Below are 14,128 nucleotides of genomic sequence, written 5' to 3'. Positions count from 1 at the left end.
ATAACCACTGCGGGTAGCCTGAAGGCCACCTGGCTTCCTTTAGGTTTGAGTGGTATGCGCTGCGTACTTTGTATTCCGAACGGCAACGCAAAATCCTCAATCGAGACGTTCATTAATCGATGAGGCGGTGCCAGGCACCAGCCCGGGCACGAATGGGTAGCAGGCTCGCAGGCCAGACGCGATGTACTTCTCGACGGAAGACACCGACACTTTCAACTCGCAGGCAATGTCGCGGTGGCCCATACCATGCAACTTGCACAGCAGCAGCGCTTGGCGGGTTTTGGCTGGCTTGCGGCGCAATGCGTCATCGATCTGAGCCAGCGCTTCACTCACGAGGGCACGTCGCTCCTCTGACGGGACCAACAGTTCGGCCTGCAACTTGAGCGCCTCCAGATGGCGGGCCTCAAGATGACGTCGGCGATAAAGATCGATCACCATGCCTTTGGCGATTTGGGTCAGGTGGGCGCGAGAATCCTCGGTGGAAGGAACCCGGCCTTTCTTGATGAGATTGAGATAGACATCGTGAGCGAGATCAGCGGCATCGACCGAGCTGCCCAACTTGCGGCGCAACAGGCTGCATAGCCAACCGTGATGGTCGACATAGAGCTTTTCAAATTGCTGCGTGGACGCGAACGCTCCGTTGTTCACAACACCTCTCCTGAGACGGTCAATTCGCGATCAGTTTTTGACTAATGCGAATAGGTATGATTATTATTTAACATCATACGGCGTTCATTGACCCCCTGCAAATGTGAGTTGCTTGCACCTTCTCTTGCGCCTGGATTTCTGAGCGTTGCAGCAGACCGAGGATCGGCCTGTCGGCACTGCGGTGCCCTCTCTACTTCTTACTGTTCAGTTTGATAAGGCGGGAAATTTCCATGATGGAACTCAATCCAGACTCGTTACCGAAACTGTCTGTCACTGATAACGAAGAGCATTTCTGGCTCTTGCAGCAGCAATATCCCGAACGCGTGCTCAAGCACTTCAGCGCCTGGCGATTCGACGCCGACATTGACCTTTCACGACTCATGTCAGCGATCAGGAGCGTTATCGAAACACTCCCCGATCTGAATGCGCGCTACCTGTTCAACGACGATGGCGAAGTGCACAAAGTGCACGCCGCTGACTGGCAGTCCTGCATTGAGCTCATGCATCTACACTCGGACGTAGAGGCCACCGAGCATTTGCGCGCGCAGCAAATGGCGCCCTGGGACGCGCAAAGCCAGCCGCCATTCAAGGCGTTGATTATCCAAACCGGGCAAGACACTATCCTTGGCTTCATACTCCATCAGGTCCTCGATCAGAGTTGCCAGGAAGACCATTTGTATCACCAGGTATTGAGCGCCTATATAGGCCACTCGGCCAGCAATACGCCTTGGTTGCACGGCTTGGCGAATGGTGAAGCGCTATCGTCACCCATCAGTGCGCCCACCGCCCAGCCTGCGGCCAACGACGACGTTGCGTCGATTATTCTTGATGAGTTTCGAGCGGCCCTGGTAGAGCCTGACATGCAACTCACTGATGATTTCTTTGATTTCGGCGGTCATTCGCTACTGGCCACACGCATCATTGGCAAGCTGCTGAGCGGCCATGGCATTGAAGTCCAGTTCAATGATTTTTTCAGCGCGCCGTCGGCCGCCGCCTTGGCTGCACACGCCCATATCATCGAGCAAAACGATGCAACTGCTGTTGCCATGGACCGCCAGCAAGACGTACAGAGGGCACCTTTCGCGCTGGCCCAAGCCTCCCTTGGGCGGGCTTACGCAGCCTTTGAGTTCGGGACAATTTTCAACCTGCCCTTTGCCCTGGACTTCCTCGACCAGGTGGATGAAGCACTGTTCGAGCAAGCTTTCCGTGACCTGCTCAAGCGTCACGCCAGCCTGCGTTCAACCTTCCACTTCGAGGGCTCTGAGGCGTACCAGCAGATCGTGCCGTTCGAGCAGCTGTCCGAATACAAGTGGTTCTGGCCAAGCCAGGAAAGCCGGGGTGCAACGCTCAAAAGCGAAGCCACCTATCAGTTCGACCTGACCCGCGAGCTACCCCTACGGGTTCGCTTCATTTACGACCCGCAACGCCAACGCCAAACCCTGTCATTGCTGATCCACCACATGGCCATTGATGAATGGTCACTCAACGTGATGATGGAGGAACTGGCTCAGGCCTACCTCGCCCGTGCAGCAGACAAAGCACCCACCTGGTCAGCGCCTGCACCGTCATTCCATGAGTTCGCCCTACGACAACAGGCCACTGGCATCAATCAACAGCATCTCGACTACTGGACGAGCATGTTGCGCGGCGCAACCCAGGGCCTGGCACTGCCGTCCCCTGACTATCAGGCCAGCGTGCCGGCCAGCGAAGTGTCGACGAACGCGCAATGGTTCGAAATCAAACCCGACCAGGCGCTCACCGATAACCTGTATGCCTTCGCCAGACGGAATAACGCTTCGCTGTTCGGTGTGGTCTATACGGCGATTGCGTTATCCCTGCATAAGCTCGGTAATTTGAAAGACCTTGTGATCGGTACGTCCGCCTCCGGCCGCACCGACCCAGGGTTTTATGAAACGGTCGGTTACTTCACCACGATGGTGGCGCATCGGGTGCAGTTCGATCCCCAGCAGGCCGTTGGCGCACTGATTGAAAACACCACTCGCCTGATCAATGATTCCATGGCTTATGCCGATATTCCGATGGAGCAGATCCAACAGGCCCTCGGCATGACGCCCGCAGACGGCCTGCTGTTCGACGTGTACATTCAAATACACGCCAACAACGCCTTGAATGGCACCCTGAGCACACCGGACGCCGGGACGATCCGCTACCGGCAGATTGACCCGGACAAGAACCAATCGATGTTCGGTATTCAGTTCGAAATCATGGAGAACACGATCGACGGCAAACGCTCGCTGCGCCTGGTCATTACTTACCGTTCGGACCGCTACAGCGCAGCACAGATGGCGCGCCTGAGCACGACCATAGATCAGGTGTTCGCGCTGTTTACGACGCCCGACGCAGCCCGCACCGCCCTTAACCATATCCACCTATAACCTGATCAGGGTCTTGGTAATGCTACCAAGACCCTCAACCCTCGGCTCTACGCTTCATGCATCCCGTATCGCTGGAACGATGACCGTTTGGGCAAGCGGTAGTAAGGCTGGCCAAGCAACTGGTTGATAATCGTTGCATTGCGAATCGCCGCAATCCCCAAGTCCGGCGAACCAACACCATGCTGGAAGATCTCCGCATTCTGCACGAAGACACGGCCCGTGCCTGCATCGCAGCGGCGTGCGGTGAAATCGTCCTGGACGATACAGTCACCATACTCATCGGTTTCAAGCACCACGCCCTTGAGCCTTTCAAACCACTGCGGCCATGTATGCCCGTAGCCTGTCGCCGCCACAATGGCATCAGCTTCAAGAGTGCCGGTCTGGTTCAATTCACGGTGCCGGTAAGCGATTTTCAGCATGCCATCAATCTCTTCCACGGCCTGCACCTCGCAATTGGATAGCAACGTCAGGCCCGGATCACTGCCGCCAATCGAGCGTTCATAGATCAGGTCGTAGATATCAGCGATGGTCGAGAAGCTAATGCCTTTGTACAGCAGCCCTTGCCCTGCAACGATGGCACGGCGTCGCTCCCTCGGAATGCTGTGGAAGTACTCCATGTAGGACGGCGTAAAACACTCCTGCCCCAGTTTCGAATACTCCATGGGATGAAAACCCGCTGAGCGTGTGATCCAGCGAATCGACGCCCCTGCTGCAATCCGCTCGGGTGTCAACTCGCTGAACAAGGCCAACACACATTCGGCCGCACTTTGGCCGGAGCCAATGACCGTGACCCGCTGGCATTTCGACAACTGTTGCTGACGCTTGCCGAACTCCGCCGAGTGCATCACCGGCGCGGTGCTCTTGACCTGTGCCCACTGGGGCAATACAGGCGCCGTACCGACACCAATCGCCAGGTCCCGACTGTGATAATAGCGCTTGAAGCCTGACACTGATTGGCTCTCTACCAGAAACTGGCCAGCGTTGGCGTCATACGTCACATCACAGATCTCCTCGCCGAAATGGCAGGCTGGCAGCTGCTGCGACGCCCAGCGGCAGTAGTGATCGTATTCACGGCGAGGCACCTGAAAGTTTTCGTAATAGTAGAACGGGTACAGGCGATCGTGCTGATGCAGGTAGTTCAGATAACTGAGCTGATGGGTGGGATCCGCCATCGTCACCAGGTCGGCCAGAAACGGAACCTGAAGCGTTGTGCCTGGTAACAAAAGCCCTTCATGCCAGCGAAATTCCGCTTTCCGGTCAAGGAATACACCGGTCACGCCAGGATGCTTGGACAGTAACGCGGCCAAACCCAGATTAAAGGGGCCAATGCCAACGCCGGTAATATCAACACTTTGTACATCCATCATCCAATCCATCTCCCTAGGCCCAACTGTTTGGTTATTGCAGTTGACGTGCGCGCAGGCGCGCCACCGCGCTTATATCAACATCCGTTACACGCTCAGGAACTCTCAGCCATGAGCAGGCGTTCAACGTCTTGTGCATTGCGACAGCGTAGGAGCTGCCCTGGCGAAAGGCGCACCGAGAAATCCTCTTGGACCCGCGCCGAAATCGCCTTCAAATGCTGGGGCCGTAGCCCAAGGCTAATAAAGTCCACGCTGGCATTCGCCCCATCCGCCAGCGGTCGCCCCAGTACGCTCAAGTAGATATCCAATACCTTGTTGCGTGGGGTCGAGCGCCTCATCGCAGCGGGCTCACTTGCGTCATTTACCGAAGCCGTAAGCAGGCTGCGGGCCCGTTGACGATCAGGCTTGCCGTTCTGCGACAGCGGCAACGCGTCCACCCTGAGCAAACGCGTGGGCACATGGGAGTGCGGCAGGTGCTGACGGGCGAAGTTGCGGAGTTCGGTGGTGGTCGGCTCTTCGCCGCCCTGCTGACAGACATACAAAGCGCCAATGCAGACCTCGCCTTGGCGCTGCTCGCCGTAATCCACGACCAACACGTGCCTGAGCGACGGATGATTGATCAGCGCTATCTCGATATCCGGAAGCGATACCCGCACACCGCGAACTTTCACGTAGCCATTTACCCGACTGTCGAAGATCAAGGTACCGTCGCGGCGGTAACGCCCGCAGTCACCGGTCCGGAACGCCCGAACGGCTTGGCCATGTTCATCAGTGACGGTCACGAACTCGCTTTGAGCCAACTCGCCGTTTTCGAGGTACCCCAGCGCGAGATTGACGCCGGCGGTGTGAATTCGGCCAACTACGCCTGCCGGGCAATGCTCGCCTCGTGGGTCTAGGACGAAGTAGCTATTTCCGGGCAAGGGCCTTCCATAAGGAATCAGCGCACGGTCATCGTCCGTAATTTCATGCCAGATACTCCAGATGGTGGTCTCCGTCGGCCCCCCCAGGGAAATCAACCGAGATGACGGCAGCAGTTCACGCAACTCGGCGATCACGGCCGGCTTGATGTAATCACCGCCCTGGGCAATCAAACGCAGGCTCTTCAAATCATGGCTGGTGCGGCATGAAAGGAGCATTTCCAAAATAGCGGGCACAGAGCACCACAACGTCACCTGATGTTGGGCGATCAACTGGTTCCAGCGTACGGCGTCCTTTTCCTCGCCACCCCCGGTAAGCACCAGTGTTGCCCCTGCCGTCAGGCATCCGAAAACGTCGAACACCGACATGTCATGGTGAAGTGGAGTCACGGACATGAACACATCGCGCTCGGTGACAGCCCAACGTTCAAGGGTGCTGCCGACGACATTGGCGGTGGCTCGGTTGTTCAGAACCACGCATTTGGGTTTACCAGTGGTGCCCGAGGTATAAAGGTAATAGGCCGGGGCGTCGCTTAACGACAGGTCATCCAGCACGGGCATCGCCTGGGTCTGCACAGCCAAGAGTTCCGCCGGTGTAGCCGTGACTGAGCCGACAGACTCATGCTGGGCAATCACCACAAGATCGGGCTGACAGTTTTCCAGCAGGTAACGCAACCGCTCGGCCGGCGCTGAAACGTCGATGGGAACCCAGATTACGCCTGTCAGAGCACACGCCAACGTCACCATCGTATGTTCCGGGCTGCGAGGCAGGCAGATGGCGACGACTTGCCCACGTGATAATCCGCGCGCTTTCAATGCCCCGATGATGCAGCACACGCTGTGGCCGAGTTCGGCATAGCTGATTAGCCGATCACCACTGATAAGAGCAGTTTTGGTATTGCTCCGATCAAAAATGTTGGTCGCGATCCTGTCGAGAAACCCTTCGCGGCACGCTTCAGTGACCCGACTATTGAAACGGTAGTGGCCTTTTTCGATTATCGCCTTGGCATCAACGGCCAAAACCCCGCTTGTGGTGGCTTGGTCGACCGCTTTTTCGATTGCGTTCAAAACGGCGCTGACAAGCTCCGGCTCCAGCACTGCGCGTGCATAGTCGATATCGAACACCAATTCGCCGTCGGCATTGGCCGAGAAGCGAATATCCATCGCCACCTGTGGCGTCTGGGTCAGACCGCCGTGCAGGCTCATCGGGCTGCCCTGCGCCGAGACTGGCCAGGAAAACCCGTTGGTGATCACCACCGGAAGCACCGGGCCGGGACCATGGGACTCGAACAGCAAACGAGCAAGGTCCACCCCTGAAAAGCTCAGGTGCTGCAACCCTTCCAGCACATCTACTTGCAGCTTGGCAGCGCGTTCGGCAAAACCATCTGGCTCGGCGCTCCAATTGATCGCGATAAAGCTCGAGCGATTCGCAAAGGCACCGACCGTTTGCGGGGCAACAGGCACCGCAACACACAAACCACCCTCATCGAGCCAGTGCGAGAGCACTTCCAGCACCAGTGCCATTAGCGTGGTGTTTTTAAACAGCCGCTGCCGCGCGCCCAACTTGCAATAGGCGCCGAACGTAGGCTTGGGGATCAGCAGGCTCTGTCGCTCGTAGCGTGAAGCGCCCACCCGATCCAGCGCAGTGATCCACGGCAGCCGCGGTGCCCCGCTGACCGCAGCAAGCTTGGCTTTCCAATAAACGGAATCTGCCTTGCGCTTACTGTCCAAATCCTCTGGCTCGGATGCCGTCTGCGGGAACGACTCCTCGCCAGTTGTGCCGTCGAACAGCTCGACCATGAGGGTGGCGATTGAGCGCCCATCGAGAATCAAGGCGTCGAGGCGTACGAAGACGCTCAACTGGCCCTCCGGAAGCTTGAAGATCGTGACGTTCCAGGGCGAACGGTCCAGCTCGAACAACGCATGCGCATACGCCTCGCGGCGCGCCTCGACGTAGTTGAGCGCCTCTTCTGGCGATAAGGTCGTAAGGTCGACTTCGTCCAGGTTCAACTGCACCTCATCGCTGACGAACTGCACGAGTTTCTGCGCGTCGATGCGTACTCTCAGGCTTTCGTGGCGCTGGACCATCTCGACCAGCCGGCTCCGCAGCAGTGCCGGATCCATAGCGCCGCGGTACTCGCGAAACTCTTGCATGGCCACACCACCCAGCGGCATCTGCGCGCTGCGCCCAAGCAAATAAGCCTGCTGTAAAGCGGTCAGTGGTTTTGCGACAACCGCTGGCTGGGAGAGTGGCTGGTCCAGAACAGCGGAGCAAGCGGCCACCTCGCGCACCATCAGCACGAAACGGTCGAAAAACTCCGACACCCAGGCGGGTGGTAACGCATCCAGACGGATATCCCAATTGATCAAGATGCCGCCGTCGGCGCAGACAACCTGCGCGTCTAGCGCAACCTGAGGCCCTTGGGAAACCACCCAGTTCATGGGGCCCAACACTCGCCGCACCCGCTCAGAAAGAAGGTCTGCGCCAGACAGATCCAGCCCGGCGGTAAACACAACAGGGGCCAGTTGCGCAGCGCCATGATGACGGGACAGGTCGCGCATCAGGTTCACCCCGGGATAAGCGCAATGCTCGAGCAAATCCACCATATTGCCTGCCAGTTGCCTGCACAGCTCGGCCAGGCTCCGGGCCGCCTCCAGATCGATATCCAGAATCAGCATGTTGGCAAAATCGCCGACGATCCGCTCAACCTCGCCCACCAGCGCAGGTCGCCAGAACGTAGGGACATTGAGGCGAAATCGCTTGTCTCCCGTTTGGGCGCCAAGGGCCGCTGCAAACACCCCCATCATCAAGGTAGACAGCGTTATTCTGCGTTCGCGGGCGAGACGCTGTAACGCCTGGCGCTCTTCTGGACCCAGCCATGTGCTGAGTCGATCGCTGTGCGGCTGGTCAGGCGGGGTTTCAAGAAAAGGTAACGTCGGCGCCGGCGTGATATCAGACAGACGCTCGCGCCACCAGCGACGGTCCCGGTCGCGGGCCGTTTTAAGTGCGCTATCGGTGCGCGCTTTGTCATACCAGTCGAAGAACGATGGCGTGTGTGGCAGAGCGGCCTCTGGATGTTCATAGAGCTCTGCCAGGTCTTCTATCAACGTGCGAAAACTGGATGGGTCAATGGCGATCATGTCCGTATCGACATGCAGCCGAAACGCATCATTGGCCAGCAGGCTCACACAAAACCGTGCTGCGGGCCCTTGACACAGATCAAGCTGCTGATGAGTCCATTCCTCACGCTTGCAGAGCAGGCGCTGCGCAACCTCCTCTTCACTTATCGAACGTAAATCCTCCACCTCCAATAGCGGTGACTGGTCCATCGCAGCAATGGATTGAAGCCCTTCCGCATTCAGCCTGACTCGCAGCATGGGGTGCAGCCGACATACCTGCTCAAGTGCCTTGCGCAGCCGCTCCAGCTCAATGCAATGGCCATCGAATTCGGCATACAGATGAGCTGAAACTTTCCCTAAAAACGCATGAGCAGTCCGCCCGATCCAACAGGCGGCTTGCATTGAAGTTAACTCTCTCATGGCTCACTCATGTGATTGACAAATCGTAATGATTAGCATCACATATTAGAAACGATAATGATTCTATTTCAAGTTTCTTTTTATCCCTAGGCCACGGAGGCTTCCCCCAAATGAGAACGGGCACCCTAAGAACGACCGAGATGGAAGAGGTGCAACTCGCAGAGGTACAACGTAGTTTTTCGTTCACATCCGGCGATCGCGAGTTAGCGGTCACCGGGATGCTGCAGAGAATTGAAACACCTGCCATTGGCGGCGATGACGCCAATAGCCTGTTCCAGCAGACAATTGCGCAAGCGCTTGATCGGGCGCGCGAAGCTGGCCAGAGCAACCCAATCATCGTTGGCGCCATCCCTTTCGACCCTGCTGAACCTTCCTGCCTCTACATTCCCGAACACGCGCAATGGCGGACCCGAGACATCCACGCGAAAACGGGTATGTCGACGCTGCCTGAGTTGATCGAACAGAAAAACATTCCGGACGAACAGGCCTTCAAACGGGCGGTGGAACACGCCGTCGTCAACTTCCGCCACAGCGACGTACGCAAGGCTGTGCTCTCGGTTCAACGCGAGCTGATATTTGCAAACGATGTGGATGTGAGTGCCCTGCAGCACAACCTGAAAGCCCAGAACCCGAGCGGCTACCACTTCCGTGTGCCAATGCCTGATGGCACCACGCTGATCGGTGTCAGTCCCGAACTTCTGGTCCGCAAGGAAGGCCTGAGCTTTCTGTCCAACCCGCTGGCAGGGTCAGCCAAGCGCATGGCCGATCCAGAAGCCGACCGGCGCAATGCAGACTGGTTGCTGACATCGGAAAAAGATCACTACGAACACGGGTTCGTGACCCAGGACATCGTCAGCCAACTGGGGAAACTGTGCACGCAGCTGAATGTGCCGCAACGCCCCTCCCTCATCAGCACGCCCGCGCTCTGGCACCTCTCGACCCGCATCGAAGGTACGCTGGCAGACCCGGCTGTATCGGCCTTGCAGCTTGCCTGCCGCTTGCACCCCACACCGGCTGTGTGCGGCTTCCCTACCGAGCGCGCCCGACGACTGATTCGCTTCGTCGAACCCTTCGAGCGCGGCCTGTTCACCGGCATGGTGGGTTGGTGCGATGCCCAGGGCAATGGCGAATGGGTCGTAACGATTCGTTGCGGCACGGTCAGGCGAAACAAGGTCCGCCTGTTCGCCGGCGCAGGCATCGTTGAAGCCTCAAGCCCCGACTCCGAATGGGCAGAAGTCCAGACCAAACTTGGCACCATGCTGCGCGCCTGCGGATTGGCCCACTAACTCGAATTTTTTCACACGTGAATACTATGACTATTGAATTTAACCACTGGCCTCTGGAAAGCGCACAGCGTTATCGGGACAAAGGCTATTGGCTCGACAAACCGCTCACCCACCTCCTTCAGGAACGCAGCCAGTCGCAACCCGACGCCCCCGCGATTATTTGCGGCGATCGCCACTTCAGCTATGCCGAGTTGGACCAATTGTCTTCCAACCTGGCCTCGCGACTGGCCGCCAGCGGGCTTGGCAACGGTGACACTGCACTGGTGCAGTTGCCCAATATCGCGGAGTTTTACATTGTCCTTTTTGCCCTGCTCAAGTCAGGAATCGCCCCCCTCAACGCGCTCTACAGCCATCGCAAACTTGAACTCAAGAGTTACGCCAAACAAATCGCGCCAACGTTGTTGATTGCCTCCCGCGAGCATGAAGTCTTCCGTGACGACAGCTATATCGCCGACTTCAAGGAGGTGGGTTCAAGTCCAGACATCATCTTGCTATTGGGCGAGCAACGTCACGAAAACAACCTCGCCGACTGGATCAATACGCCGAGCGAGAGCAACGTGAACGTCTCCCCCTCGGGGCCCGGCGAGGTCGCATTGTTCCAACTGTCAGGCGGCAGCACGGGCACCCCCAAACTCATCCCCCGCACTCACAACGACTATTACTACAACGCCAGGGCAAGCGCGCAAGTATGCGAACTTACGCCACGCACGCGCTTTCTATGCGCGCTACCTGCCGCCCATAACTTCTTGCTCAGCTCCCCCGGCGCCCTCGGTGTTCTGCATGCTGGCGGCTGCATCATCATGGCGCCCAGCCCGGAGCCCTTGACCTGTTTTTCGATCATCCAGCGCCAAGAGGTCAATACTGTGGCCTTGGTGCCAAGTGCAGCCGCCTTGTGGCTGCAGGCAGCGCCGGAGCATAAAGAACAACTGCAATCGCTTGAGTTCCTCCAGGTCGGTGGCGCCTGTTTTGCCGACTCGCTGGCACGCCAGGTGCCCGGCGTGCTCGGTTGTAAGCTGCAACAGGTATTCGGGATGGCCGAAGGCCTGATCAACTACACCCGGCTAAATGACTCCGACGAACAGATTTTTACTACCCAGGGCCGTCCGATCAGCCCCGACGATGAAATCAAAATCGTTGACGAACAAGGCCTCCCCGTCCCGGACGGAGAACCTGGCATGCTCGCCACACGTGGCCCTTACACTTTTTGCGGGTACTACCAAAGCCCCGAACAAAATGCCCAGGCGTTCGATAACGAGGGGTACTACTACTCCGGCGACCTCGTCCAACTCATGCCCAGCGGCGATTTGCGCGTGGTCGGCAGGGTCAAGGACCAGATCAACCGTGGCGGTGAAAAAGTCGCCTCGGAGGAAATCGAAAACCTCATCGTCCTCCATCCTGATGTGACTCACGCGGGCTTGGTGGCCATGCCCGATGACAGGCTGGGAGAAAAAAGCTGCGCGTTCGTCGTCTCACGCAACCCGAGCCTGAAGCCGCCCGCGCTCAGACGTCACCTGATGGAACTCGGCATCGCCGAATACAAACTGCCCGACCGCATCCGGTTAATCGAAACCATGCCGCTGACCCCCGTGGGCAAGATTGACAAGAAGCATCTGCGTCAGCTTCTGGCAGCGGAAACCACCCGCGCCTGGTTGCAGACTCGCGTGCGGCAACTCGTCGAGGACTGTGAAGACCTGGACCCCGAGGAAAACCTGATTTTCTATGGCCTCGACTCCTTGCAAGTGATGAGACTCGCTGCCGAACTCAAGGAGCGTGGCATTGCCGTCAGCTTCGAAGAACTGGCGGATTCGCCCACGCTCAGCAGCTGGTGGTCATTGGTAGACGCGAGGCAGATAGCCGCCTGACCGGGCGGCGTCACCCAGTCGTTTTAAAAGGAGTTAGACATGACTTTATCCCCTGCCGACCAAAGCAAGCTTGAAGGCTTCTGGGAGCACTGCGTGACACATCAGTATTTCAACATTGGGTATCCCGAATCAGCCGATTTTGATTACTCCCAGCTGCACCGTTTCTTGCAGTTTTCAATTAACAACTGCGGGGACTGGAACGAGTACAGCAACTACCTGTTGAACTCGTTCGACTTTGAAAAAGACGTCATGACGTATTTCGCCGAGCTGTTCAACATTGCCCTTGAAGACAGTTGGGGTTACGTCACCAATGGCGGGACGGAAGGCAATATGTTTGGCTGCTACCTGGGACGCGAACTGTTTCCGGACGGCACCCTGTACTACTCGAAAGACACCCACTACTCCGTGGCAAAGATCGTCAAATTATTGCGGATCAAATGCCGTGCGGTCGAATCGCTGCCCAATGGCGAAATCGACTACGACGACCTGATGGCAAAAATAACCGCCGACCAGGAGCGTCACCCCATCATCTTCGCCAACATCGGCACCACGATGCGTGGAGCCGTGGATAATATCGTGACCATCCAGCAACGCCTGCAACAGGCAGGCATTGCCCGCCACGACTACTACCTGCACGCTGATGCGGCCTTGAGCGGGATGATCCTGCCCTTCGTCGATCACCCACAACCCTTCTCGTTTGCCGACGGCATCGACTCGATCTGCGTCTCCGGCCACAAGATGATCGGCTCGCCCATTCCTTGCGGAATTGTCGTGGCCAAACGCAACAACGTCGCGCGCATTTCAGTGGAAGTGGACTATATCCGCGCCCATGACAAGACCATCAGCGGCTCGCGCAACGGCCACACACCCCTGATGATGTGGGCGGCACTGCGCAGCTACTCATGGGCTGAATGGCGCCATCGAATCAAACACAGCCTGGACACGGCACAGTACGCCGTCGACCGCTTCCAGGCCTCGGGCATTGATGCCTGGCGCAACGAAAACTCCATCACCGTCGTGTTCCCTTGCCCATCAGAAAGAATTGCGACGAAATACTGCCTGGCCACCTCCGGTAATTCGGCACACCTGATCACCACACCTCATCATCACGATTGCAGCATGATCGACGCCTTGATCGACGAAGTGGTTGCCGAAGCTCAACTGAATACCCTTCGATCCAAGCGAGCATTCACTGAACAAACGGTCGTCGAGCGATTGCCCGCGGCGTCATTCAACTTGCGTACCCATTATTGAAAGAGACCAGCCTCATGCTGCCGCTAAAACCGCCACAAGCCTGCGAGAACCTCAATGACATTCGAGCGGGCATCGACTTTTTTGACCGCCAGATCCTTGACTCGCTACAAAAACGCCTGCGTTACGTAAAGGCTGCGGCGCAGTTCAAAGCCAACGAACAGGACATTCCAGCACCTGAACGCGTCGCGGCCATGCTTGAGGAGCGGCGACTATGGGCGGTAGAAGCCGAACTTGATGTCGCTTTCGTCGAGAAGCTCTACGAGCAGATTATTCACTGGAATATTCAACAGCAAATCCTGCATTGGCGGGCCACCCGACAACCAACGTACTCGGCGCAGGCCAAGTCATGACGATGGCGGGTGGATGCCTGACGACTTGAGGTCTGCGATTCACGCGGGCTGTCCTTGTTCGAGTGGTGTGTGTTCACAACTATCACCGTAGACCAAGGGCGGCCTTTTCTTCATTTTTTTGTAATCAGATCAGCCTGTTAGCTGTTAATTAAGTGCCATTCAAATCTGTCCCCTTTTTTTTTCGCCATAATGCTGATATCGAATTCTTTGCATTTGACCTTGCCCGTAATTCGATTGGCCGCAGTGTCGGGTAGAGTCACCGTAGCCCCATCTATTCTGCTCTACGCCCCCCCGGCACTACCATAGCCCGCGTTAAAAATCCGACTCGCAATTAAATAAAACACAGACACCATCTTCCTTCCCAACCAAGCTGATTGGCTTTTTACTTACGCCACCGTCAACTGAAATCTCAACCATAAGAGTTTGATCCTCAAATGAGCGTAATTCTTCAATTAATTCAGAAATGGTCTTCCCACGTGTAATCCAATCCGGCATCTCAGTTTTTTTCATT

The 14,128-nt window shown here is 57.1% G+C and carries 9 protein-coding genes; 5 read left to right on the top strand and 4 right to left on the bottom strand.

Annotation, left to right across the window (positions count from 1 at the left end; all coding sequences use genetic code 11):
* Nucleotides 1-96: 96 nt before the first annotated feature.
* The gene (locus BMH52_RS18810; protein ID WP_014718547.1) at nt 97-648 is read right to left on the bottom strand and encodes a sigma-70 family RNA polymerase sigma factor; all 552 of its coding nucleotides are present in this window, start codon (nt 646-648) and stop codon (nt 97-99) included.
* A 230-nt stretch (nt 649-878) separates the two neighbouring features.
* Here BMH52_RS18810 and BMH52_RS18805 point away from each other — a divergent pair, with 230 nt between their 5' ends.
* A complete protein-coding gene (locus BMH52_RS18805; RefSeq protein WP_072434607.1) occupies nt 879-3,044 on the top strand; it encodes a condensation domain-containing protein in 2,166 nt (721 codons plus the stop codon).
* 47 nt (nt 3,045-3,091) lie between these two features.
* Here the strand turns inward: BMH52_RS18805 and basC are convergent, their stop codons facing one another.
* Entirely contained in the window at nt 3,092-4,411 is a 1,320-nt protein-coding gene (gene basC, locus BMH52_RS18800) for a putative histamine N-monooxygenase (RefSeq protein WP_014718549.1), read from the bottom strand.
* Nucleotides 4,412-4,503: 92 nt separating this feature from the next.
* Nucleotides 4,504-8,865 carry an amino acid adenylation domain-containing protein gene (locus BMH52_RS18795; protein ID WP_073844659.1) on the bottom strand — a complete coding sequence of 1,454 codons (4,362 nt, stop codon included), beginning with the start codon at nt 8,863-8,865 and terminating at the stop codon, nt 4,504-4,506.
* A 140-nt stretch (nt 8,866-9,005) separates the two neighbouring features.
* Here BMH52_RS18795 and BMH52_RS18790 point away from each other — a divergent pair, with 140 nt between their 5' ends.
* Genes BMH52_RS18790 through BMH52_RS18775 form a run of 4 tightly spaced genes read left to right on the top strand, consistent with a single transcriptional unit; the run spans nt 9,006 to nt 13,617 of the window.
* On the top strand, nt 9,006-10,151 hold the full coding sequence (locus BMH52_RS18790) for an isochorismate synthase MenF (RefSeq protein ID WP_019817100.1): 1,146 nt from the start codon (nt 9,006-9,008) through the stop codon (nt 10,149-10,151).
* A 26-nt stretch (nt 10,152-10,177) separates the two neighbouring features.
* Nucleotides 10,178-12,013 carry a (2,3-dihydroxybenzoyl)adenylate synthase gene (locus BMH52_RS18785; protein WP_072434609.1) on the top strand — a complete coding sequence of 612 codons (1,836 nt, stop codon included), beginning with the start codon at nt 10,178-10,180 and terminating at the stop codon, nt 12,011-12,013.
* A gap of 39 nt (nt 12,014-12,052) precedes the next feature.
* Nucleotides 12,053-13,267, top strand: coding sequence for a histidine decarboxylase (locus BMH52_RS18780; protein ID WP_073844657.1), 1,215 nt, complete (start codon nt 12,053-12,055; stop codon nt 13,265-13,267).
* A gap of 14 nt (nt 13,268-13,281) precedes the next feature.
* Nucleotides 13,282-13,617: an isochorismate lyase gene (locus BMH52_RS18775; RefSeq protein WP_014718554.1), complete on the top strand. Its 336-nt coding sequence runs from the start codon at nt 13,282-13,284 to the stop codon at nt 13,615-13,617.
* Nucleotides 13,618-13,929: 312 nt separating this feature from the next.
* On the opposite strand, the gene BMH52_RS18770 is transcribed toward BMH52_RS18775, so the two are convergent.
* Nucleotides 13,930-14,127, bottom strand: coding sequence for a hypothetical protein (locus BMH52_RS18770; protein ID WP_032872340.1), 198 nt, complete (start codon nt 14,125-14,127; stop codon nt 13,930-13,932).
* Between the last annotated feature and the right edge of the window lies 1 nt (nt 14,128).

The sequence above is a fragment of the Pseudomonas sp. BTN1 genome (assembly GCF_001907715.1).
Classification (GTDB): Bacteria; Pseudomonadota; Gammaproteobacteria; order Pseudomonadales; family Pseudomonadaceae; genus Aquipseudomonas; species Aquipseudomonas paracarnis.
This window is presented reverse-complemented; position numbering and strand designations above follow the sequence as displayed.